The organism is Erythrobacter crassostreae (assembly GCF_019204045.1).
Taxonomy (GTDB): domain Bacteria; phylum Pseudomonadota; class Alphaproteobacteria; order Sphingomonadales; family Sphingomonadaceae; genus Erythrobacter; species Erythrobacter crassostreae.
On the sequence record NZ_JAGSPC010000001.1, the window covers coordinates 297593 to 320598 of the forward strand.

General features: G+C 57.9%; 22 protein-coding genes. 13 read left to right on the forward strand and 9 right to left on the reverse strand.

From position 1 onward, the window contains the following. Window positions 1–89: 89 nt before the first annotated feature. Entirely contained in the window at window positions 90–1598 is a 1509-nt protein-coding gene (locus KCG46_RS01515) for a replicative DNA helicase (protein WP_218403592.1), read from the forward strand. Here KCG46_RS01515 and KCG46_RS01520 read toward each other — a convergent pair. Beyond that, window positions 1595–2791, reverse strand: coding sequence for a phospholipase D-like domain-containing protein (locus tag KCG46_RS01520; protein ID WP_218403593.1), 1197 nt, complete (start codon window positions 2789–2791; stop codon window positions 1595–1597). The two genes, KCG46_RS01515 and KCG46_RS01520, sit on opposite strands and share 4 nt — an antisense overlap. Window positions 2792–2900: 109 nt before the next feature. Here KCG46_RS01520 and rpoZ point away from each other — a divergent pair, with 109 nt between their 5' ends. The 3 genes from rpoZ to KCG46_RS01535 all read left to right on the forward strand — a co-directional run bounded on the left by rpoZ (window position 2901) and on the right by KCG46_RS01535 (window position 5367). After that, entirely contained in the window at window positions 2901–3245 is a 345-nt protein-coding gene (gene rpoZ / locus KCG46_RS01525; protein WP_218403594.1) for a DNA-directed RNA polymerase subunit omega, read from the forward strand. A 150-nt stretch (window positions 3246–3395) separates the two neighbouring features. After that, a complete protein-coding gene (locus KCG46_RS01530) occupies window positions 3396–4136 on the forward strand; it encodes a ParA family protein (protein WP_218403595.1) in 741 nt (246 codons plus the stop codon). Between the two features lie 58 nt (window positions 4137–4194). After that, complete coding sequence (locus tag KCG46_RS01535) at window positions 4195–5367, forward strand: DUF3667 domain-containing protein (RefSeq protein ID WP_218403596.1); 1173 nt, start codon at window positions 4195–4197, stop codon at window positions 5365–5367. A gap of 73 nt (window positions 5368–5440) precedes the next feature. Here KCG46_RS01535 and ftsH read toward each other — a convergent pair whose 3' ends face one another. Together ftsH and KCG46_RS01545 are read right to left on the reverse strand one after the other, a co-directional pair. Then, window positions 5441–7405: an ATP-dependent zinc metalloprotease FtsH gene (gene ftsH, locus KCG46_RS01540; protein ID WP_255551715.1), complete on the reverse strand. Its 1965-nt coding sequence runs from the start codon at window positions 7403–7405 to the stop codon at window positions 5441–5443. Between the two features lie 112 nt (window positions 7406–7517). Then, window positions 7518–8183 carry a TetR/AcrR family transcriptional regulator gene (locus KCG46_RS01545; RefSeq protein ID WP_255551716.1) on the reverse strand — a complete coding sequence of 222 codons (666 nt, stop codon included), beginning with the start codon at window positions 8181–8183 and terminating at the stop codon, window positions 7518–7520. A 94-nt stretch (window positions 8184–8277) separates the two neighbouring features. Between KCG46_RS01545 and KCG46_RS01550 the strand changes: the two genes are divergently transcribed. The 4 genes from KCG46_RS01550 to KCG46_RS01565 are packed head-to-tail and all read left to right on the forward strand — an operon-like array spanning window position 8278 to window position 12571. Beyond that, complete coding sequence (locus KCG46_RS01550) at window positions 8278–9414, forward strand: ABC transporter permease (RefSeq protein WP_218403597.1); 1137 nt, start codon at window positions 8278–8280, stop codon at window positions 9412–9414. Then, window positions 9411–10118: an ABC transporter ATP-binding protein gene (locus KCG46_RS01555; RefSeq protein WP_218403598.1), complete on the forward strand. Its 708-nt coding sequence runs from the start codon at window positions 9411–9413 to the stop codon at window positions 10116–10118. Before KCG46_RS01550 ends, KCG46_RS01555 begins: the two co-directional genes overlap by 4 nt. Window positions 10119–10142: 24 nt before the next feature. Next, window positions 10143–11162: an efflux RND transporter periplasmic adaptor subunit gene (locus KCG46_RS01560; protein WP_218403599.1), complete on the forward strand. Its 1020-nt coding sequence runs from the start codon at window positions 10143–10145 to the stop codon at window positions 11160–11162. A 5-nt stretch (window positions 11163–11167) separates the two neighbouring features. Next, on the forward strand, window positions 11168–12571 hold the full coding sequence (locus KCG46_RS01565; protein WP_218403600.1) for an efflux transporter outer membrane subunit: 1404 nt from the start codon (window positions 11168–11170) through the stop codon (window positions 12569–12571). On the opposite strand, the gene KCG46_RS01570 is transcribed toward KCG46_RS01565, so the two are convergent. From KCG46_RS01570 to KCG46_RS01590, 5 genes are read right to left on the reverse strand one after another with little or no spacing between them, the layout of a single operon-like run. Continuing rightward, window positions 12568–13569 (reverse strand): HupE/UreJ family protein, encoded by a 1002-nt coding sequence (locus KCG46_RS01570; protein ID WP_369410148.1) that lies wholly within the window; start codon window positions 13567–13569, stop codon window positions 12568–12570. The two genes, KCG46_RS01565 and KCG46_RS01570, sit on opposite strands and share 4 nt — an antisense overlap. After that, window positions 13566–14375, reverse strand: coding sequence for a peptidylprolyl isomerase (locus KCG46_RS01575; protein WP_218403601.1), 810 nt, complete (start codon window positions 14373–14375; stop codon window positions 13566–13568). Before KCG46_RS01575 ends, KCG46_RS01570 begins: the two co-directional genes overlap by 4 nt. Before the next feature lie 10 nt (window positions 14376–14385). Then, window positions 14386–16293 (reverse strand): DUF3604 domain-containing protein, encoded by a 1908-nt coding sequence (locus KCG46_RS01580; RefSeq protein WP_255551717.1) that lies wholly within the window; start codon window positions 16291–16293, stop codon window positions 14386–14388. Window positions 16294–16349: 56 nt separating this feature from the next. Then, window positions 16350–16799, reverse strand: coding sequence for a MaoC family dehydratase (locus KCG46_RS01585; RefSeq protein ID WP_218403602.1), 450 nt, complete (start codon window positions 16797–16799; stop codon window positions 16350–16352). Between the two features lie 3 nt (window positions 16800–16802). Beyond that, on the reverse strand, window positions 16803–17882 hold the full coding sequence (locus KCG46_RS01590) for a CaiB/BaiF CoA transferase family protein (RefSeq protein WP_218403603.1): 1080 nt from the start codon (window positions 17880–17882) through the stop codon (window positions 16803–16805). A gap of 151 nt (window positions 17883–18033) precedes the next feature. Here KCG46_RS01590 and KCG46_RS01595 point away from each other — a divergent pair, with 151 nt between their 5' ends. The 4 genes from KCG46_RS01595 (at window position 18034) to wecB (ending at window position 21535) form a co-directional block, all read left to right on the forward strand. Beyond that, complete coding sequence (locus tag KCG46_RS01595) at window positions 18034–18492, forward strand: glucuronosyltransferase (RefSeq protein WP_369410149.1); 459 nt, start codon at window positions 18034–18036, stop codon at window positions 18490–18492. Next, on the forward strand, window positions 18489–18971 hold the full coding sequence (locus KCG46_RS01600; RefSeq protein WP_218403604.1) for a glycosyltransferase: 483 nt from the start codon (window positions 18489–18491) through the stop codon (window positions 18969–18971). Before KCG46_RS01595 ends, KCG46_RS01600 begins: the two co-directional genes overlap by 4 nt. 126 nt (window positions 18972–19097) lie before the next feature. Then, window positions 19098–20402 (forward strand): UDP-N-acetyl-D-mannosamine dehydrogenase, encoded by a 1305-nt coding sequence (wecC, locus tag KCG46_RS01605; RefSeq protein WP_218403605.1) that lies wholly within the window; start codon window positions 19098–19100, stop codon window positions 20400–20402. Between the two features lie 26 nt (window positions 20403–20428). Further along, window positions 20429–21535 carry a non-hydrolyzing UDP-N-acetylglucosamine 2-epimerase gene (gene wecB, locus KCG46_RS01610; protein ID WP_305040797.1) on the forward strand — a complete coding sequence of 369 codons (1107 nt, stop codon included), beginning with the start codon at window positions 20429–20431 and terminating at the stop codon, window positions 21533–21535. Here the strand turns inward: wecB and KCG46_RS01615 are convergent. Then, window positions 21532–22077, reverse strand: a complete 546-nt coding sequence (locus tag KCG46_RS01615; protein WP_218403607.1) for a hypothetical protein — start codon at window positions 22075–22077, stop codon at window positions 21532–21534. The genes wecB and KCG46_RS01615 overlap by 4 nt on opposite strands. A 298-nt stretch (window positions 22078–22375) precedes the next feature. Between KCG46_RS01615 and KCG46_RS01620 the strand changes: the two genes are divergently transcribed. Then, complete coding sequence (locus KCG46_RS01620; protein WP_255551718.1) at window positions 22376–22999, forward strand: polysaccharide biosynthesis/export family protein; 624 nt, start codon at window positions 22376–22378, stop codon at window positions 22997–22999. Window positions 23000–23006: the final 7 nt, after the last annotated feature.

Genomic DNA, 23006 nt, shown 5'->3' on the forward strand with positions numbered 1-23006 from the left:
ATTCCATCCCCGCTATCCACAAGCATGCGTGGTGATTTTACCGCTTTTTGCAGTTGCCGTTTGGGCCAGCCGCGCTCATCAAGCGGCTCATGGCTGATCCCACTCCTCTTTCACTTGTCGATTCAGAATCGGAAACCGCGCGCAAACTGCCTTCTAACCTAGAGGCGGAAGCTGCGTTTCTTGGCGCGATCCTAAGTGACAATCGAATACTCGAAGAACTCCAGGTCCCGATCCAACCCATTCATTTTTTCGAGCCGTTGCATGAACGGATATTCGAGCGGATCAAGACACTGATTGACCGCAATGCGACTGCTTCACCGGTTACCCTTCGCCCTCACTTCGAGGCAGATGAAGCCATGAAGGAGTTGGGCGGGCCAAAATATTTGGCTCAGCTATCTGCAAACGGTGCAGGTATTTTGATGCCGCGTGAGCTTGCGCAGCAGATATATGACCTAGCGCTATTGCGCGAACTCGTAAGCGTCGGGCGCGGCCTCGTCGAAGGGGCGTTGGACACCTCCGAAGAAACCGATCCGATGGACCGGATTTCTCAGGCCGAGGCGGACCTGTTCAAAGTGGCTGAGGGCGCTGCCACAGGCAACGAAGCCTCTAGCTTCCGCGATGCTGCGCTGACCGCGATCAAGATGGCCGAAGCCGCAATGAATTCGGGCGGCGGCCTGTCGGGCAAGACAACCGGCCTTTCGACCATGGACAGCAAAACCGCAGGCCTGCACGAATCCGATCTAATCATCCTCGCCGGGCGTCCGGGCATGGGCAAAACCTCGCTTGCGACCAACATCGCGTTCAATTGCGCCGAGGCGCATCTGGATTGGGAGCGCGATGGCGGCGAGTTCAACTATGGCGGGCCAGCTGCATTTTTCAGCCTTGAGATGAGCGCTGACCAGCTTGCCACGCGTATTCTCGCCGAGCAGGCCGAGATCAGTTCCGAGGCATTGCGGAGCGGTAAATTGAGCCGCGAAGATTTCCAGAAACTGAGTTTCGCCAGCCAGCGCCTCGCCGAGTTGCCTCTATACATTGACGATACGCCCGCCCTGACAATTGGCGGGTTGCGGACGCGTGCGCGGCGCCTGAAACGGCGGTATGATATTGGTCTGATTGTGGTCGACTATCTGCAACTCTTGCAGGGGTCAGGCCGCGCCAATGATAACCGCGTAAACGAAATTTCAGAGATCAGTCGCGGATTGAAGACGCTCGCGAAAGAGCTCTCCGTTCCAGTGATCGCGCTCTCGCAGCTCTCGCGTGCGGTCGAGCAACGCGAGGATAAACGTCCGATCCTTTCCGATCTCAGGGAGTCGGGCTCGATCGAGCAAGACGCCGATATGGTCTGGTTCGTTTACCGCGATGACTATTATCTCGAGGCGACCCGCCCAGACTTCCCGACAGAGAGCAGTCCGCCCGACGCGGTCGAAAAATATCGCGCATGGGAAGAGCAATACGAGCAGGTTCGTAACAAAGCGGCGGTGAATGTCGCCAAACAGCGTCACGGCTCCACCGGCATCGTCCCGCTTCACTTCCAGGCCGAGTTCACCAAGTTCACCTCGCCGAATATCAAAGATTATTCGGACTGGGGCGAAGGCTAGGGCGTAGAAGGCTTATTGAGGCTTCGCGCAACCCGGTAGTCGGCAAGCGCGATCCAGTAGCTCAATGTCCATCGCATCCGATTGAACAATCCGGCCTCTTGCGCATACCATTCTCGTGTGACCGGCATGCTCGCTGCTTCGAGGGTAGTGATGAAATCACGAAGTCGGTCGGCAAGGTCGCCATCTTCCACACGAACCATCAGCTCGACATTGATACGAACCGATCTTTTATCGAGATTGGCACTGCCAAAGTAGCTTACATTGTCGGCAATCAGCAGTTTCATATGCAGCTTGCACGGCTGAAATTCGAAAATCTTGGTCCCTGCCTTGAGCAGCTTGCGATAGAGCAATCGCGCAACATCAATCGTTGCGTCGATATCTGACTTGCCAGCCGTGATCATTCGCATACGGCCCCGCCGCGCTACACGCGCCATAAGGCGCCGCATACTGCTTGGCGGAGAGAAATAGGCGCTTACGGTATCAAGGCTTTGTGCATGCACCAGATCGGTTTTGAACTGCCAGGCCCAGTGGCTTTTTCGCACAAGCGGCCCGCCGACGAGCAACCGGACTGGACCTTCGCCCGCATCCCATTGCTTGACCATCCGGCGCATCCGGCGAAGCTGCGAGCCTTCGCTTTGAACCCAATCGCGCAAAAGGATGAACCAGTCAGCGAACTGATCAACCACTTTGCCTTCAATAGCGACGCCTAGGTCGCACCAGCCGTTATTCTCAGGCGTGTCGTAGTAATGATCGGAAACATTGTTACCTCCGGTCAGGACCCGCGCGTTGTCGGCAATAACGAATTTCTGATGGTTGCGGATCAGATAGCGGACGTTCCATTTGGCCGCGAACACGTCAAACCGGCCGCCCGCCTCTACCAGAGGATCAAAGAAATGATCCGGCGCATCGCTGCCAAATGCATCGATGATCAGGTGAACATCGACACCGCGCTCTACCGCTTTGACCAAAGCGGCGAGTATCTGGGCTCCCGCATGGTCATGTTGGAACATGTAGTAGAAGATCGCGAGCGACTTTTGCGCTTTGTCGATATGGTCAACGAGCGCCTCAAGACGGTCGGACCCGCGCGGATAAAACGTAAATGCGTGGCCTTGTGCCTTAACCTGAAAGCTATCGGCGTCCTGATAATCGCTGGTGGGCGTTTCGGAGGGATCGGGGCAATTGTTCTGAGTCACAACGGCCCCAATGCATCGCTGCGGTTTCAGTTGCAAATTCTTGACTCTTCGCCGCCGTGACCCTAGGTGAAGCGATCTTTCAGACAACCAGAATTTATGAGGCCCGCTGATGGCACGCGTTACCGTTGAAGATTGCGTCGACAAGATTCCAAACCGTTTCGACCTTGTATTGCTCGCTGCACAGCGCGCGCGCGAAGTTTCGGGCGGTAGCGAACTGACGCTTGAGCGTGACCGTGATAAGAACCCGGTTGTTGCCCTACGCGAGATCGCCGAACAGACGATCAAGCCGAAAGAGCTGAAAGAATCGCTGGTAACAAGCCTGCAGAAAATCCTGCCTGACGATGAAGATGATGCCGATGAAATCGGTTCGCTGAGCCAGTCGGCTGAAGCTTTGCGGATCACCGCGAGTGCGCCAACCCGTTCGACATCAATCGGTGCCGATTACGAAGGTTAAGGCCTACGGATAACGCAGGGACAAATTGTCCCGTATTGAGAAGGGCCGCCAGTTTGGCGGCCTTTTTCGTTTTGGTGCTGTATCCCAAATCACAGAACGGTAACTTACCCCGCCTAACAGCGGACCTTTGAAGCGAGACAACGGACAGCCATGGCATCGATTGCGGTTTACAGTGTCAAAGGCGGTGTTGGAAAAACGACATTCGCTGTAAACCTCGCATGGTGCGCCGCGACGGTCTCTCGGCGACAAACCCTGCTTTGGGATTTGGACGCGGCCAATGGCTCCGGCTTCCTGCTGGGTATCGACCCCAAGAAGAAACGCACGGCCGGTTCTGTTTTTACGGCGGATCGCAGTCCATCAAAACTGATCCAGAAAACCGCCTATCCCAATTTGCACCTGCTGCCTGCGGACGAGAGTATTCGTACACTCGATAGGCAGTTTGACCGGATCGGGAAGAAGAAGCGGCTTTCCAAACTGACCAGCGCGCTTGCCAAGAATTACGACCGGATCATCTTCGATTGCCCACCAGTTTTGAATGAAATCAGCGCGCAGGTCATGCGCGCAGCGGATATCGTGATTGTCCCGCTCCCCCCGTCCCCGCTTTCTTCAAGGGCATTCGATCAAGTGGTTGAGGAAGTGCGCGGCAGCGGCAAAGGCCATCCGCCAATCCTGCCAGTCCTGTCGATGCTCGATATGCGCCGGACGCTGCACAAGGAAGCACGCGCGGCCAATCCCAATTGGCCTGCTGTTCCGCTGGCCAGCGCGATTGAGCAATGCGCGGTCGAGCGCCAGCCGGTGGGCGCGTTTGCACCCCGCTCACCCGGTGCGCGCGCCTTTGCGCAAATGTGGACCGCGATCGAGCGCAAACTGGCTTCGAAAAAGAAACGATAGAGAGCTTTCCCACTAACCCCGCCTTCGCTTATAGCTTCGGCACCGAGACGGGGGACTCATGAGCGATATCACCGATGGCATTGGCGTAGCGATTGAAGGCGCGCTTTCAGGACGCGCTGTTGAACCCAAGCATGGCGAAGGAGCAGCGAAAAGCGACGCAGCTGATCGTTCATGTCTGAACTGCGGCGCACGGCCGACAGGTGATTTCTGCCAGAACTGCGGACAGAAATTGCACGTCCATCGTACCTTGTCCGCCATTGGGCACGATCTCGTCCACGGCGTGCTGCACCTCGATGGAAAGTTTTGGCGCACGATCCCGCTATTGTTGTTCAAACCGGGCAAACTCACGCGCCGTTACATCGATGGCGAACGCGCAAAGTTTGTCAGTCCGATGGCGATGTTTCTTTTTGGCGTCTTCGCAATGTTCGCCGCCTTCCAGTTTGCGGGTTTGAGCGTTCCGACCGATCTGGAAGGCGACACCGGAGCGCAATTGCGCGAATTGGCGGTGGCAGAGGTCGAAGGACTGCAAGCCACGCAGAAAGAATTGATTGCCGAGCTGGAAAAAGGCGATTTGGCCGCCGATGCACGTGATAAGCTTCAGGCAGAACTCAACGAAGCCAACGCCGCGCTAAAAGCGCTAGAGCAGGCTCAGGGGGAAGTTCCATTTCTTGAGGGATTGTTCGGCAGCGGGCCGGATACAGCAGAAGGTGGTCAGGGAACCGCTGATCAGACGGATGATGACACAACACAAATACCGCTGACAGAAGACGGGAAAAGCAATTTCAATCTCGCTATCAAAGACAACGGCATCTTCGATGTCGGGCTTGAGAAATGGCAAAAAGACCCCAGCCTTATGCTCTACAAGCTGCAGACGAATGCCTATAAATTCAGCTGGTTGCTAATCCCGATTTCCATCCCTTTTGTGTGGCTGCTGTTCGCGTTTCGCCGGCGGTTCAGAGCGTATGATCACGCGATCTTTGTGACATATTCGATCTCGTTCATGTCGCTGCTGTTTATCGCGCTGTCATTGGTGACAGCAGCGGGCATTGGCGGCGGCTGGGTGTTTACCGCGTTGGTCTTTATCCCCCCGCTTCACCTCTACAAACAACTTCGCGGCACTTACGAAGTCGGCCGCTTCGGTGCGACCTGGCGGTTGCTGGCTTTGAGCATTTTCATCTGGATTGTAATTGTACTGTTTCTGCAGGCCTTGCTGCTTCTGGGCGCGCTTTAGAACCTGCAAACAGAACGGGCGCAAAGACCAAACATCTTCGCGCCCGATTTATCGACAGTTGCAGTGGTTTAGATCAAGCGCCTTGCGGAGCCTCACCACCATTTGATCCGCCGAAACGCTTGCCCGCTTTCGGGATTGCGCTGCCGTGCGTTGGTACGACTTTCGCCGGGCCTTTCGGCTCATCAGGGCGATCCAGCTTACCGTCTTCAAGCAGCCGGGTGATCTCATCACCTGTTAGCGTTTCATATTCCAGCATGGCTTGCGCCAGCAGGTGCAGTTTGTCTTCCTGCTCGGTCAGAACATCGGTCGCACGCTTCAATCCGCCTTCGACAAGATCGCGGATTTCGGCGTCGATCAGCTTGTTGGTTTCAGCACCAGCCATCGTCCGGCTGGTTTGGCCCATACCAAGATAGCCTTCCTGTTGGTCTTCGTATTGAAGCGGGCCGAGCTTTTCGGACATGCCCCATTTGGTGACCATGTTGCGGGCCAGATCGGTCGCGTATTGGATATCGCCCGAAGCACCAGACGAGACTTTGTCATGACCAAAGATAATCTCTTCGGCCACACGTCCGCCCATCGCAACCGCTAGGTTGGCGTGCATTTTGTCGCGGTGATATGAATAATTGTCCCGCTCCGGCAGGCGCATCACCATACCCAGCGCACGTCCGCGTGGGATGATCGTTGCCTTGTGGATTGGATCAGATGCAGGCTCATTGACGCTGACGAGAGCGTGACCGGCTTCGTGATAGGCGGTCATTTTCTTCTCGTCGTCGGTCATCACCATGGAGCGGCGTTCCGCACCCATCATGACCTTGTCCTTGGCATCCTCAAATTCCTGCATCGCCACGAGGCGCTTGTTCCGGCGCGCAGCCAAAAGAGCTGCTTCGTTGACAAGGTTGGCGAGGTCCGCACCGGAGAAACCGGGCGTACCGCGCGCAATCGTGCGCGAGTTTACATCGGGTGCCAGCGGCACTTTCTTCATGTGAACGCCGAGGATTTTCTCGCGGCCATCAATATCGGGAATCGGAACGACAACCTGACGGTCAAACCGGCCCGGACGCAGCAGCGCAGGGTCAAGAACGTCAGGGCGGTTGGTCGCTGCAACGATGATGATGCCTTCATTGGCTTCAAAACCGTCCATCTCGACCAGCAATTGGTTCAGTGTCTGCTCGCGTTCATCGTTGGAGTTGCCAAGCCCGCCGCCACGTGAGCGGCCAACCGCGTCAATCTCATCGATGAAAACGATGCATGGAGCGTTTTTCTTGGCTTGTTCAAACATGTCGCGGACACGGCTTGCACCGACACCGACAAACATTTCGACAAAATCCGAGCCCGAAATTGTGAAGAACGGTACACCAGCCTCGCCAGCGATTGCGCGGGCGAGAAGCGTTTTACCCGTACCGGGCGAGCCAACCAGCAGCGCGCCTTTCGGGATTTGGCCACCAAGTTTGGAGAAACGCTGTGGGTCTTTCAGAAATTCGACAACTTCTTCCAGCTCTTCGCGCGCTTCATCAATACCTGCGACATCCTGAAATGTAACTTTGCCCGAACGCTCTGTGAGCATTTTGGCTTTCGATTTGCCGAAGCCCATCGCGCCGCCGCCGCCGCCTTTCTGCACCTGACGCAGCGCAAAAAACGCGATGCCAAGGATCAGCAAGAATGGGAGCGAATTAAGAAGAATATAGAGCAGCATATTAGGCTGCTCGCGCGGCTTACCAGTGAACTTGACCTCGTTCTCTTCAAGCAGGCGCGTAATGTCAGGATCATTCGGAACCGGGACAGTTTGGAACGCGTTGCCGTTCTTGAGTGTGCCAGTGATGACATCCTCACCCAGCGCAACCTCCGCAACCTGACCCTGTTCAACCTGATTGCGGAACTCCGAATACTGCACCGTGGTGCCAGCGGTTTGGCCCGCATTGTTGAACAGCGACACAACCAGAAGCAGGGCGAGGAAAATACCGCCCCAAATCATCAATTGTTTCACCCAGGGGTTCTGTCCCTCAGGTGGCTGCTGTTGCGGATCGTTCGGGTCACTCATCAGGGGAATCCTTTCTCGGTCCTACAATGTAGGGTTCGGGCGATGAATGACAAGATAATGTGGCGATTGGGCTTGCATGCTAATTTTCGAACACAGTGGTGCGTAAAATCGATCAAGAGTGCTCGACGCTTTTCGAACCATAGGCATTGAGAAACACGTCGACCGCACCGGCAATGCGGCGATCCCTATCAGACTTGGCAACATCTGCGCCGAATCGACGTTCAAGATCACCCATACCCTTGCACATCGAGACGAATTGCTCGGCCGCAAGATTTGGGTCTTCGACATTGAGCTCACCGCTCTGTGTCGCATGAGATAGAAACGCACTAAAGCTTTGTTTCATCTGCCACGGACCGGCCTCCAGAAAAGCCAAGCCAATCGCCGGCTCTGATTCTGTCTCCGCCGCAATCCGGCGCTCGAACTGGATCATCTCAGGGCGCGTAAGGAAAGCATCCATCGCTTGACCAATGGTGGTCAATCGCTCCCTGATCGAACCCTTCGGCATTTCATCGAGAGAGAAATAGCCGCGCATCTTTTCACATTCGACCTCAACCGCAGCCATGAACAGCGCGCGCTTGTCGCCGAAATGGTTATAAATTGTGACTTTGGAAACACCGGCGTGGCTTGCGATCTGTTCGATTGAACTCGCGGCAAATCCGACATCAAAAAAGCTCTGCGCGGCCGCGTCTATAATTGCCGCGCGCTTGGTGACATCAGAAGGTCGCCCCAACTTCTTTGCAGGCGTTCGGGAACGCTTATCTGTATTGGCAGTTGACAAAATGAACGGCTCCGTTCAATTAAACGCTACCGTTCAATAATGATCTGATTCCCTCACCGAAGCAACCCCCGCTTCCGACAAAGGTTCCGCCCCGATGCTCTGGATCGCCATCAGAATGCTCACCGGAGACGCACAGAAGTTCTACGGGCTTTTGTTCGGCATCGCGTTTTCGACCCTGCTCATCACGCAGCAGCTCACCATTTTCGTGAACCTGATAGAGCGCGGTGCAAGCGGCGTTTACAACGCTCCAGAAGCCGAGGTTTGGGTGATGGACCCCGTCAGCCGGACCACCGACGTAAACTACGCAATGCCTTCGACCGCGCTTGATGAAGTGCGCTCTGTGCCCGGCGTCGAATGGGCCGTTCCGCATCTTCGCGCTGTTGCTTCCGTTCGCACAGGCACAGGGGATCTCGAAGGGGTAGCGATCATCGGTGTCGACGACGCGACGCTGATCGGCATGCCCGAAAATATGGTCGCTGAAACGAAAGAAGTCCTGTCTCAGCCAGACGCCGTCGTCATTGACGATGGCGGCGTGTTCAACTTGTTTGAAAACGGTGAAGACCCGATTGGTCAGCGGCTTGAGCTGAATGACCAGCGTGCAGTAATCCGCGGCGTCGCGGACTCGATCCCAAGCTTCACCAGTCAGGTCGTGCTCTACACCAAGTATTCGCAGGCGCTGAACTACGTTCCCGGCACCCGCAACCGCCTCACGTTTGTGCTTGCAGGGGTTACCGAGGGTGAAACCGCAGCAGGCGTCGCTGACCGCATCGAAGAACAGACTGGCCTGAAAGCGGAAACGCGTGAAGAATTTGCTCAGGCGGGCGTTGATTTCATTGTGCAGAACACCGGTATCCCGACCAATTTCGGCATAACTGTGGTGCTCGGCTTCGTTGTAGGCGTGGCCATTGTGGGGCTGACATTCAGCCTGTTCATCCGCGACAACATCAAACAATTCGGCGCGCTCAAAGCCATCGGCGTTACCAATTCCAAAATTGTCGGGATGGTCAGCGCCCAGGCCGCGTTGGTCGGTGCGGTTGGCTACGCTCTAGGCGTGATAGGCACAGTGACATTCATCTGGGCCTTTAGCGGCAATCCCTTCTTCAAAGGGTTCTATATTCCCTGGCAGATACCGCTGATCAGCCTCGCTGCCGTTGTCGTTATCCTCGCCATCACGGGCTGGATCGCGCTGCGTAGCGTGCTGAACACTGAACCCGCGTCGGTGTTCCGGTGAACGCGGAGAGCGCGATCTGCGCACGCGGCATCATCCGCGATTTTCAAGCTGGCCAATCAACCATTCGCGTCCTGCACGGCATCGATACCGACATTCGCTCTGGCGAGATGACTTATGTTGTTGGCGAAAGCGGCTCCGGCAAAACCACGCTGATCTCGATCATGTGTGGGATCCTCTGGCCGACGGAGGGCGAAGTTCAGGTGTTCGGCACCGACATTTACAGCCTTTCTGACACAGAGCTGGTAAACTTCCGGCTGAACAATATCGGTTTCATTTTCCAACAGTACAATCTGATCCCTTCAATCGACGCCGCCGCAAACGCCGCCGTTCCGTTGATCGCGAAAGGCATGGCGATTGAACCGGCGCGCCAAAAAGCGATCGAACTGCTCGAAAAGCTGAATATCGGCGATCAGGCGAACAAACTGCCCAACCAGCTTTCGGGCGGTCAGCAACAGCGCGTCGCGATTGCCCGCGCGCTCGTTCACGAGCCGCGCCTGGTCGTCTGCGACGAGCCTACCGCGGCGCTTGATGCCAGTTCGGGCCGCCGCGTGATGGACCTGCTCCGCGAAGTTGCCGTTGCACCCGACCGCGCCTGCATCATCGTGACCCACGACAACCGTATTTTCGATCTCGCCGACCGCATTCTCGTGCTTGAGGATGGCCGCGTCACCCATGACGGCACTGACATGCCGGACGACCACTAAGAAACCCGACCGCCCGAGGAAATTATGGCCCTGCTTCCCCAAAATGTGAGCTTTTCACGGCAAATCCTGCCCATCCTTGCGCTGATCGGCATCGTGATCGCGGCGTTCTATATTTTCAGCGATCTACCCGATCGCTCGACCAGTGAGCCAGAACAGCAACCGCCGAAGGCAACTGGCGCGCTTGCCGATAGCGCGCGCGTCGCGGGCACAGGGCTCGTCGAACCGGCGAGCGAAATTATCGACATCGGCTCAGCATTATCCGGCCTCGTCACCGATCTGCGTGTCCAGCCGGGCGACCGCGTCGAAAAGGGTCAACCGCTGTTCCTCGTCGACAGCCGCGCTGCCCGTGCGCGTCTGACCGAAGCGAACGCCGCCATTGCCGAAGCGCGCGCGGCGATCAACGAAGCAAGAACAGCGCAATCGACCGCCAGCCAGCAGCTCGCGCTGTTCCGCAGCATAGATGATCCGGCAGCCGTAAGCCGCAGCGAAGTGATCCGCGCCGAAGGCGAAGCCGCCGCAGCCAAAAGCCGGCTTAACGTCGCCCGCGCGCGCCTGTCCGCTGCGCAAGCCTCTGCCTCCAGCGCAAACACAGAAATCGGACGGTTGACCGTACGCGCTCCGATCAGCGGTGAAATCTTGGCGGTGAACATCCGTCCGGGCGAGTTTGTCGCCACGCAAGGCGGCGGTGGCGGATTGCCCTTCATCCAGATGGGCGAAACCAACCCGCTGCATGTGCGAATCGATATTGATGAAAACGAGGCTGTGCGTCTGCAGATGGGGGCGGAAGCAACCGTATCGCCGCGCGGGGCCGCAGAATTGCAAGTGAAGGCGAAGTTTGTCCGCGCAGAACCGCAAGTCGTGCCCAAACGACAGCTTACCAACAGCGCAGCGGAACGCGTCGATGTGCGCGTTTTGCAGGTGATCTATGCTTTGCCGGAAAGCGACGATTTCCGCGTCGGCCAACAGGTTGATGCGTTTATTCCGGCGGTTGACAATGGTCCGCGTGCGCCAGTCCAAAGCACCGAAGTCGAAGAGCAGGAGTAAGCCAGATGCGCAGACTTCTAGTCCTTTCTCTGGCAGTATCGCTGGGCGCGTGTGTCGCAGGCCCGCCGCCTGAAATCGCAACACCGGTGCCGCAATTGCCGCAAGAATTCGCCTATAAGGGCGATGCAGCGACCAACACTTCGGTGGCTGACCTGCTGCCTGAGAGCGACCCCGCTTTCCAGGCGCTTTCAAGCGCCGCCCTTGCCGAAGGCCCCACACTTGCCGAGGCCATAGCCCGCGTTGAGGCCGCCCGTGCCGGTGCACGCGGCGCTGGTGCGCAGCGCCTCCCGAATGTCAGTGCAGAAGGATCGGTCACAGGCACGCGCACCAACCCCAATCAATTTGGCGATTTCGGTGCAACCGGCCTGATCGATACCGAGCAAGTCGCCTACGGCGCGAACCTTGTCGCCAGTTGGGACCCGGACCTGTTCGGCCGGTTGAAAGCGCAGGAGCGAGCCGCCCTTGCCCGGATCGACAGCGCGAGCGCCTCGGCAAACGCGGTGCGGATCGCCCTGCTCGCGGAAATCGCAGGCAGCGTAACCGATTGGCGCGTTCTCGAAGCGCGCGGCGAAGCTATTCAAAGCGATGTAGATGCAGCAACGCAGCTCGCCGGATTGGCCAAACAGCGCGAAGATGCCGGGATTGCCCCAGGTTTTGACCGGGTGCGCGCGGAAGCCACCGCGAGCGCGTCGCGGTCTCGGCTCGCTGCGCTCAACAGCGAACGTGTGCGCATCGTGGGCCGTTTGATCACCTTAACCGGACAAAGCGCCGCGCAAGTGAACGCTGCGCTTTCCCGAACAGGCTCTGGCCTCCGCCAGACCGCAGCGCCCGCTTCACTGCCTTCCGATCTCCTCACCAACCGGCCCGATGTTCTGGCCGCCGCAAGCGAGCTTGCCGCGACCGATGCAGAACTGGCCGCCGCTGCACGCGCGCGTTTCCCGAGCATCACGCTTTCGGGAGTGATCGGCCTGCTCGCGTTCAATCCGGGCAGTATCTTCGATGAAGACTCGATTGTCGGGACACTGGCTGCGAGTGTTGCCGCGCCTTTGCTCGACTTTGGCCGGATCGAAGCGGAAATTGACGGCGCAGCGGCGAACAAGAAAATCGCCTTTGCGGCCTATCGCGGCGCCGTGTTTCAGGCGCTTGGCGATGCGGAAGCCGCCTATGGCTTGATCGAAGCGAGCGACGCCGAAGCGGCATTGGCCGTGCAGGAGCAGAGCGAATTGGAACGCGCCGCAAGGCTGGCCGATACGCGGTTTCGCGCTGGTCTTTCTAACTTCCTCGAAGTGCTTGAAGCCCGCCGTGCAGCCGATGCCAGCGGTGAACGAGCAGCCGCAGCGTTGGGCCGTGCCCAACGCGCCCGTATCCTGCTGTGGCAGGCATTGGGCGGCGACAGTTCCGAGAGCTAGCCCAGCAGCCTTTCAAACAGCCAGAAACTGCCAGTGATACCGATTGCGTAAGTCGCAAAACGGATCGCAGGTGTCTCGGCCATTGGCACCGCGCGTTTGAGCACAGCGAGCAACGCCATAAGTGCCGCGATGACGATCAACTGCCCTGCCTCGACGCCAACATTGAACGCCAACAGCGCGCTTGCAATCTCGCCTTGCGGCAGACCGATATCGGCGAGCGCACCGGCAAAGCCGAAGCCGTGGAGCAGACCGAATGCAAAGGCGACCAGCCACGGCATCCGCCGCGTCCATGTGTGATGGTTCGGTTCACGAATGGCGCGGATCACTTCGACCGCCAGAAACACAATCGAAAGCGCAATCAAGGCCTCGACCGGTCGGCTTGGCATGCCCGCATAGCCTAAAGTTGTCGCAACCAGAGTGATGGAGTGGGCCACCGTGAACGCTGTTGCCGCTTTGACAACCGCCCATCCGCTACGGACAAGAAACACAAGCGCGATCACAAACAGCAAGTGATCCCAGCCGAACAGGATATGTTCCGCGCCGATCACGAAATAATCGCGAGCGACGGCCCATGTATCGGGTTTCGCAGCGATGGTGGCTGTGGGTGTATCGCTGGTGAGCCGGAATGTCTGGGTGGGCCGTTCCAACGGCGAAACGCGCGCAATTGCGTCTGCATTTCCGATAAGGTCGCTTAAGCCGAAGGTCTCTTCCGCTAGATCGCCTTTACAAAGGAGCGTGGCACTCCCGAGCAATGCCAGCGGCGCGGCTCGCTGCACGGCATCGCCATGCATTTCGCAGCTTTTGGGAATGACGGGCTGCGCCAGTATTCGCGGCCCGCCGCGGGTGTTTGCGGCTACGGGGATCTTCCATTCGAGCGACCACTGCCCTGCACTGCGCTCGGTCAATTCCACCACTGCGGGACGCAGTTCATCGGCGGCGAGGGGCGCAGCGAAAGCCGCGAGCACTGATATCAGCAAAGCCCGCAGCGGTAGTTTCACCGGTCAATCTCGATGCGGTATGCATCGCGGAGTAGGTCGAAAGCGCGCTCTTTCCGCTCGGCTACCTGCGCGCTTCTCCAGTCGTTTGAGAGTTGCTGGCGCAGCGCATCAAAGCCGGTTTCGCCCGCGCTGCGTTCACGCAGGCGCACAATGTGCCAGCCAAATCCGGATCGCAGAGGCCCCCGCCAGTCCTCGCCTGTTTCCAGCGCGGCCAATACTCCGCTAAATTCCTCGCCAAACTGCGCGCGAATGTCCCGCTGCGAGGCTGATTTCATGGTGGGAGGCAGGCTGATCGCCTCTCCAATGCCCTGCCAGCCGTCCGACCCTAAAACCCGCCCCAAAGCAGCTTCAGCGGCAGTCTTGTCCGTGAAATAGAGCTGATCAAAGCTGGAATTGAGCGCGGTTTGATACCGCTCTTTGTTGTCGTCCAAAAACGCCTGCAGCGTCGCGTCGTCAGGCTCCGCCATTTCGGCGGCGGCGCCCGCAGCCATATCCATCTTGCTAACCAGCCGCCGCCGGACAATTGCGTCGTCTTGATCCAGTCCAAGCCGCAACGCTTCTCGGTAGAGAACTTCATCACGCACATATTGCTCAATCTGCGCGTCAAGCTCGGCATCTGTTGGCGAGCGGCCCATCGTCCGCTCAAATTGCAGCGCAAGCTCCGCCTGAGCATTTCGATCCACGTCGATCACGCGCGATGAAGGATCGACTGCCGTGCCGCCCGTCCACGCGAAAAATGCATAGACCAGTGCGCCTGCGATCAGGAAATGGACCAGAGGTTCACGGGTCCAGCGCGGCATTGTCATGGGGCCGGCCTCAGGCGCTTGGTCTGAGCCAGATCGGCGACGTATATGCCCGTTCCTGAGCAACGCTATCGGCCATTGCCTCGTCGCTCAATGTGATCCCGAAACGCACCGCATCGAACAGCGACCAGCGCGGCGTCGGGATCTCCAGAACGCGAACATAATAAAACGCACGCTGACCTTCCGCAAAGTCGGGATCGGTCCAGACACTGCGCAATTCCGCCGCGCCAATATCATTGGTGTATGTCGCCGCTTCGCGGTCCACTGTGTCGCCTACTGCGGGAACTTTGCCGCCAAAAACAGCGCGGCTTTCCATGTCGCTCCACACGACATCGTAAACCTGTTCCTGCATTTCGCCTGCGCTATCGAGATAGCCTTTGACGATCTGAACGCGGTCGAGATTGGCACCATCTGGGTCCTTCAGCGCGCTGATCATAAAGCGCGGTGCATCTGCTCCGCTGGTCAGTTCGCCGCCCATCGGCACGCCCTCGCTGTAGCCTTTGCGCACCCAGTCGCCGTCCCAATCCGCGTCTTCAAATCCGAAACCGCCGAACACTCGCACGCTCATGCGCGGGCCGGTGGTGGCGTAGACCTCCCGGCGCTGGAACGCGTCGAAGATTTCGGCCCGTGTGTTGCCCCGTGCCCAAGCCGCAGCATAGCCGCCAGCCAGATAATTCCAGCCGAAACGGCCAACGCGCGTGCCAAGGTTCTGCGCAGCGACCGCCCGATCTTCGGATGCTGGTTCGTTGCCGGTATGCTTGCCCCAGAAATTGTCCTCATCGCCGGTCGCCAGTGATGTGTGGCTGTCGGTCGATCCGACCATGCCGAACGCATAAGGGTTCGCGCCCAGTTGCTCTTCGAGCGAAAGCCCGCGCTTCAACGCTTCGCGGACATAGGAGCCTGCGAGCATATCGTCGGTGGTTTTGGCGGTTAGAGGCAGGTTGCCCAGTTCCCAGCCCTTCACGCCAAATCCGGCCATCTCATCATTGGGCGAAAGGAACGGATGTGTTTCGCTGTCACCCTTGATCTGGGTTACCTCCACAACCGGCTCGGCAGCGGCCCGCTTTGCGGCATAAGCAGCCGTCATCGGCGATCCATCCGGCATTGTCATTTCAAACATCAACCCATTGGACAGGTTGGAATTGTGCGGAATGGCGAGCGCCTGTCCGCCAGTGTCTTTCGCGTAAGCTGCCATGTAATCCCACAGCTGCTCTGCCGTCGTGCTCAGGCCGGGAAACGGCAAAACCTGACTGGTTCTGTCGCTGCCATCGCGGAACATCACCACACGGTGGAGATTGTTTCCGTCCGGCATCAGAGTCCATTCAAAGCCCGCAATTGCGCTGAATTCGCCCGGAGTGTTGTAACGATCAAGCGTGCCCAGATGCGTGGTCCAGATGTCCCGTGTGTTCTCTTCGCTTGCCTCGGGATCGCGCAGGGCCTCGGGCAAATCACCATTCGCCGCTGCGGTAATCAGTTCGGCAATGGCGAGCTGTGACTGCTCGGGGCTTTCATGCATCATGTCATGCCAGCGCAGCAGCGTTTCGTCCTGAATCAGAAAGCGCGGTGCATCATAAAGCCGGCGCGTGGCACCAAGACCGTCAGAATGGTCGGCGATCACAAGAAAATCGAGCGGCCGCGCGAGCTTCGCCTCCGCACCGGTTGTCGCCGTAACAGTGTCACCGCGCGCGAACTGCAAGGCTTCTTCAGGGCCAAGCCGTACGCCGAAACCAAATGCGTCAATCGAGTTATCAGTATGGAGGTGGGTATCGCCCCAATATGGACGGTCAGGAAACTCGGCGAGTTCAATCGTGCCCTCACCATCGCCGCTTTGCGCTTCATCGACCGGCATCAGGCTGTCACAAGCAGATAGAGCCAACGCAGAAATGCCCGCTAGCGCGAATTTCGTCCAATTGCGCATCATGCGCTCCTCCCTCTCAAATCCCTCCAATCAACCCTGCGCCCGAAACTTACCGTTCGTCAAGTAGAGCGGCGAAGCAAAGCTGATCTCTCGCAGCGGCACACCACCTCATCGCGCTGGTTCAACAACTCATGCGTGAAGGTGACGATGCCCGCTTCAGGACGCGATTTGCTTTCCCTGAGCTCCTTCACCTCGCTTTGCGCGTGCATGGTATCCCCGATGAACACCGGTTTCGGCGTCACAACTTTATCAAAGCCAAGATTGGCGACCAGCGTGCCCAGCGTCGTATCGCCGACCGACAGACCGACCAGCAATGAAAACGTGAAAGTCGAATTCACAAGGATCTGGCCAAAGCCGCTTTCTTTCGCAGCTTCGACATCCAAATGGAGCGGCTGCGGGTTGTGGGTCATGGTCGAGAACAGAAGATTATCCGTCTCGGTCACCGTGCGGCGGATTTCGTGCTCGATCCGGTCACCCACCTGCCATTCGTCAAAGAATTTGCCTGCCATGGTTCAGCCTTTCGTCCAGCCAGCAACGGTTTGCGCGCCATCATCCGCACTGGACCGCACGGCTCCCGGCGTCCGGCTGAAACGCGGCGCCGGAGCTGTGTGCCATGCGCCGTCATGTTCGACGAATGCGCCCCGCGCTTTCATATGCGGGTGCTCACGCGCTTCATCTAGGCCCATGACAGGCGCGAAACACGCGTCGCTTCCTTCTAACAATTCGCACCACTCATCGCGGGTTTTGGTGACGAACAAGGCCGCCATTTTTTCAGCGTAGTCATCCCAATTCGCGGGGTTCATCTGGCCTTCGGCAAGCTCTGCCGGAGCGCCCGATTTGGCTAGCAATTCAGCGTAAAATTGCGGCTCAATCGCGCCGAGCGAAACCTCTTTCCCATCTGCACATTTGAAGCAGCGATAGAAGTGCGATGCTCCGCCCAACAGACCTTTTCCGCGCTCTGTCGTGCGAACCGCCGATTTGGGTAAGCCGAAGAAAAAACTCATCAGGCTGGTCGTGCCATCAATGATAGCCGCATCAACAACCTGACCTTTGCCGGAGCGTTCGCGTTCATACAAAGCGGCCATGATGCCGAACGCGCAGTACATTGATCCTCCGCCAAAATCGCCGACAAGGTTTTGGGGTGGTACGGCGGTTTCGCCTGCTTTCCCGATGGCGTCGAGCGCGCCGGTAAGCGCGATATAGTTGATGTCGTGCCCGGCCGTCTGAGCCAGCGGCCCGTCCTGCCCCCAGCCGGTCATCCGGGCATAAATGAGCCGCGGGTTATCAGCGAGCAGCTCGTCCGGCCCTAGGCCAAGCCGCTCCATTACGCCCGGTCGCAGACCTTCGATCAAAACATCAGCCTTGCTCGCGGCCTCGCGGCAAAAGGCCTTGCCCTCTTCGCTTTTCAAATCAGCCGTCACACGGTTTCGCGCGCGTTCGACAACAGGGTTCATCACGCCGCCGCCGGGCCGATCAATCCGCACAACTTCCGCGCCGAGATCGGCGAGCAGCATGGCCACATGCGGGCCCGGGCCAATGCCTGCAAATTCGATCACTTTGAGGCCGGTAAGCGGGCCGGTGGGGTTGGTCATGAAAAGCTCTCCTCTTGGGCCGGACTTCTGACGCGAGACGCCGATGAGAGCAAGAGGCCGCACGACATTCGCGCGCGATTGACAGCGAAGCCTCGCGCGCAATACTGCCTGCAAAGCGCAATTGTGCGGGCAAGCTGACAGGTGTTGGATAGTGGGCAGAGCCACAAAACGGGTCTTGGCCGCAGCATCAGGCGGCGGACATTTCGAACAGCTAATGCTGCTGCGAAAGACGCTGGAACTGCACGATATCCACTTTGCCACGACAGACCGCGATGTGGCCGTCCAGCACGGAATTACAGGCGCGGCGATCTTGCCCGATTGCAACAAAAACCGCCCTTTTCGCTCGGCTTGGTGCGGGATTGTCGCGCTCTGGCTAGTAATAAAACTGCGACCCGATATTGTCATTTCGACCGGAGCAGCGCCCGGTTTTTTCTGTATTCTCGCGGGCCGTTTGGTTGGAGCGAGAACGCTCTGGATCGATAGCGTTGCCAACGCAGACAAACTCTCGATGTGCGGGCGGCTCTCTTTGACGTTTGCCCATAAATGCCTGACCCAGTGGGAACACCTTGCCGGCGATCCAGAACCGGTATTCCGCGGGGCCCTGCTGTGATCCTCGTCACCGTTGGAATGCAGCTCGGTTTTGACCGGCTGATATCGGCGATGGATGCCCTTGCCCCGACGCTTGGGATGCCGGTTGTCGCACAAACCGGGCCAAGCAGATTTACGCCTACTAACATGGATGCGCACAACCGGATCGCGCCGGACAAATTTGAAAAACTTGTCCAGCAGTCGCGGCTGATCGTAAGTCATGCCGGGATTGGCACGGTGCTGACCGCGCAACGGTTTGGAAAGCCGATCATCCTGATGCCGCGCCGCGCCGAATTGGGCGAGCATCGTAATGATCATCAGTTGGCGACGGCGAACAAATTGGATGGCCGATCAGGCATTCTAGTAGCCATGGATCAGACCGAATTGGCCGACCGGATAGCAGATGGTTTGGCGCTGAAAGCCTTCCGGTCAAATCCCGATTCCGGATCGCGGCAATTACGTTCTACAGTCGCGCGGTTCATCGAAACCGGGCATTTATGACCCTTTCGGCCGCTTTAGGTGCCTTTCTGCCCCTTTTGTAAAAACGGTAAAAATCGCATCAAGGATAACGTGATTTTAAGGGCTTTGAACGCATGAAACCCGCGTAATTTCGGGAAATTCGAGTTCATGAACGCACCTTTTGATACTTCTACCGCCATCGGCCTTGATGCGGTCAGTCAGCCAGCGCCAGATCATCAGATCGCGGTAATCGGGCTGGGCTATATCGGCCTGCCGACCGCCGCCGTCCTTGCCAGCTATGGCTGGAACGTATGCGGTGTCGATGTCTCTGAAAAAGTTGTTAAAACTGTCAATGCTGGCGGTGTTCACATCGAAGAGCGTGATCTCGATCAGCTCGTACAAACCGCGACAGATACGGGCCGCCTTACAGCATCCACATCGGTGCCAACCGCGCATTATTACATGATTGCTGTCCCAACCCCGTTGGGCGAGGATAACACCCCCGATATCGCCTATGTAGAGGCCGCCGCACGCTCCATCGCACCGCAAATTCTGCCGGGTGCCTGTGTGATCGTGGAAAGCACTTCGCCGGTTGGAACGATGGAGAAAGTCGCTGATATTATTGCCGAATTGCGGCCAGACCTAAAAGTACCGCGCTTTGGAGATCATGAAGGCGGCGACATTGCTCTGGCCTATTGCCCAGAGCGCGTTCTTCCCGGCAAAATCGTGCATGAACTCGTCGCCAATGACCGGGTTATCGGCGGGGTAACACCTGCCTGCGCAGAACGGGCGGTCAACCTCTATGCAAGTTTCGTAAAAGGCGATTGCCTCAGCACAAATTCGCGCATCGCAGAAACAGTCAAGTTAGTCGAAAACAGCTTCCGCGATGTGAACATCGCCTTCGCAAACGAGCTGTCGATGATCGCCGACGAAATCGGTGTCGATGTCTGGGATGTCATCCGCCTCGCCAACCGGCACCCGCGCGTTAACATCCTGCAGCCCGGCCCCGGCGTCGGCGGACATTGCATCGCAGTCGATCCTTGGTTCCTAGTCGCAGGCGCCCCTAAAGCGGCACGGCTTGTCCGCACCGCCCGCGAGGTCAATGACCATAAAGCTATCCATACCGAACAACGGATTCGCGGCCTCCTGCAGGTCGCTCCGCAGGCTAAAGTCGCGGTGTTAGGGTTGGCATTCAAGCCGGACATCGATGATTTCCGGGAGAGCCCCGCCCTCGAAATCGCCGAGGCGCTGGCAAAAGATTGCGGCGACCGGATGCTCATTGTCGAACCCTTCGCCGAAGAACTGACAGAAGAGCTATCGAGCGCCGGAGCAAAGCTGACCACCCTTGACGAGGCGCTTGCTAAGGCGGAAATCGTCGTTGTGCTAGTCGATCACACCGCTTTCAAACATCTCACCCAGGCAGACCTGTCAGGAAAGATCACATTCGACACGCGAGGAATGCTCAAACAATGAGCCAAGCGAGGTCACGCCCCAAGATCATGGTCACATTTGGGACCCGACCCGAGGCGATCAAGATGTTTCCCGTGGTGCAGGCGCTGCGCGAGGCAGGTCGTTCCGACGTATGCGTCGCGGTAACCGCACAGCATCGCGAAATGCTCGATCAGGTAATGGATATTGCGGGCATTGAGCCTGACATCGATCTCGATCTGATGCAGCCAGGGCAGAGCCTCGATGCCCTGTCGGCGAGAATTATCACGCGCTTTGGCGAGGCTCTTGATGCGGAAAAACCCGACCGCGTTCTGGTCCACGGCGACACCCTAACAACAATGATGGCAACGCTCGCCTGCTATTTCCGCCGCATTCCTGTTGGTCATGTCGAAGCGGGCCTTCGCAGCGGCGATATCTATTCACCGTGGCCGGAAGAGGTGAATCGCAAGGTTACTGGCGCGGTGGCCGATTTGCACTTCGCTCCGACGGCGAACGCCGCCGCCGCATTGCGCGCAGAAAACGTGCCCGAAAGCGCTATCCACATCACCGGCAACACGGTGATCGACGCATTGCTGGTCGCTCGCGCGAAAGTCGCGGCAGATCCGTCGCTCGCGCCTGCCCTTGCGCCTTTGAAAGAGCGTTTTGCGGGCAAGCGTATCGTAGCTGTTACAGCCCACCGCCGCGAGAATTTTGGCGATGGCATGCAGCAAATCGCAGCCGCGTTGAAAAGGCTCGCAGGCCGGGAAGATATCGCAATCATCTATCCCATGCATCCGAACCCGAATGTTGTTGAAGTGATGCGTCCGGAACTCTCCGGTATTGATAATATCGCATTGATCGAACCGCTCGATTATCTTGGCTTTGTCGCGATGATGGAGGTTTCCGACATTGTGCTGACAGATAGCGGCGGCATTCAGGAAGAAGCGCCAAGCCTTGGCAAGCCGGTTCTGGTCATGCGTGATACGACCGAGAGGCCCGAAGGCGTTTCTGCCGGGACAGCGTTACTGACGGGTGCGAACACCAATGCGATTGTCCGCGAAGTGAGCAAATTGCTAAACGATCCGATCGCCTATGATGCAATGTCAAAAGCGCACAACCCCTATGGCGACGGCACTGCAAGCCGCCAAATCGCCGAGATCATCGCAAAAGCGCACTAACTTAGCGCGCGAACCACTTTGACGTAATAAACCGCAGCCGCGCCGACCGCCAAACTCAGGCCGAGATCTCCGATCCAGTTCAGTTTTAGCGGTCCGTAAAGCAACGCATCGATCGAATGGAGTGAGATCAATCGGAGCGCGACAAGTACGATCATCGCTCCGCATGCTGCAACGGCTGCGCTCAATGCCAAATCGCGCCGACCGCGCTCAGCGCGCAAACGTCTGAAAAAGATGACTGAGGCGCCCACCAAACTTAGCGCAAAAACTCCGGCTGCGATCATTCTCTGAAAGTCCCTGCGATCACCATACTTCGCGTCGTCTACCAGCAGGGCCCGCAGTTCATCTCTCACTATATTTTCGATGTCGAATACCCGCAAGGCGATCAGTGCCGCGAAAAGAAGAGCGATCCCAAACCAAACACGGCAATGCAATGCCGCTTGTGAGAACTTTACCGCAGTGATCGCTGCGAAAACGGCCATCGCGACTACAGGCGCATATATTCCAGCGGCGAATAGGCTCAACCATGTCGGTCCGGCGGACATATCAGATGCTCCCTGAAACTGTAGATCGCTGCAACAAGCCTGCCTTAGCTTTGTTGGCGCACGTTGCCGAGCGCACATTCTAGTGCACCGCGACAAAAGGTTAGATTAGCGGGGCGCAGACACGAGAGTTTACCATAAGCTGTATTGCTCCCGCCAAACCAAGCCCCTAAACCGGTCATCTTCGGGAAAAGGGACAGCTGCAATGGGCAGTTCGGGATCAATTGCGAAAACTGCCTTAGCTGCGCTCAGCCTGTTCATGTTGAGCGCCTGCGCCTCCACGCCCGGTCCCCGGATAGGATTGGCTGCATCGGACCCGATCAGCGAGCTCGGTCAGGATGAGTTTTCGAATTCGCGCGCGGTAATTTACCTGCTGCGTCCGTCAGACAAAATTTCAGTCAATGTCTACCGCGAGCCGGACTTGACGATGGAAGCGGTGCAGATCGGCGTCGAAGGCAATGTGTCTTTGCCGCTGCTCGGATCGATCAAGGCTGCGGGGATGACCGCCGAGCAATTTGAAGACGACGTGACCCAGCGGCTGGCAGCGGTTGGCCTTAGGCAACCAATGGTTAGCGTCAATATCGCAGAATATGCCTCGCATCTTGTGACGGTAGAAGGCGCCATTGGACAGGCCGGTGTCTACCCATTCCAGCCGGGCGCACGATTATCTTCAGCCATTGCGATGGCCCGCGGCCCCAGCCGCACAGCCAATACGCAGCAGGTCGCCGTGTTCCGGGAAACCGATGACGGCGTGACAGTGGCAAAGTTCGACTACCAGCAAGTGAGTCAGGGCGTCATGCTTGACCCTGTGCTGGAGCCAGGTGACAGGGTTGTGGTGGGAACCGATGGCCTTTCCGTTTTTTGGCAGGATTTCCTTCGCGCGCTTCCTGCCTTTGGCATTTTTGCCAGCCCATCGAATTTCTGATTTAGAC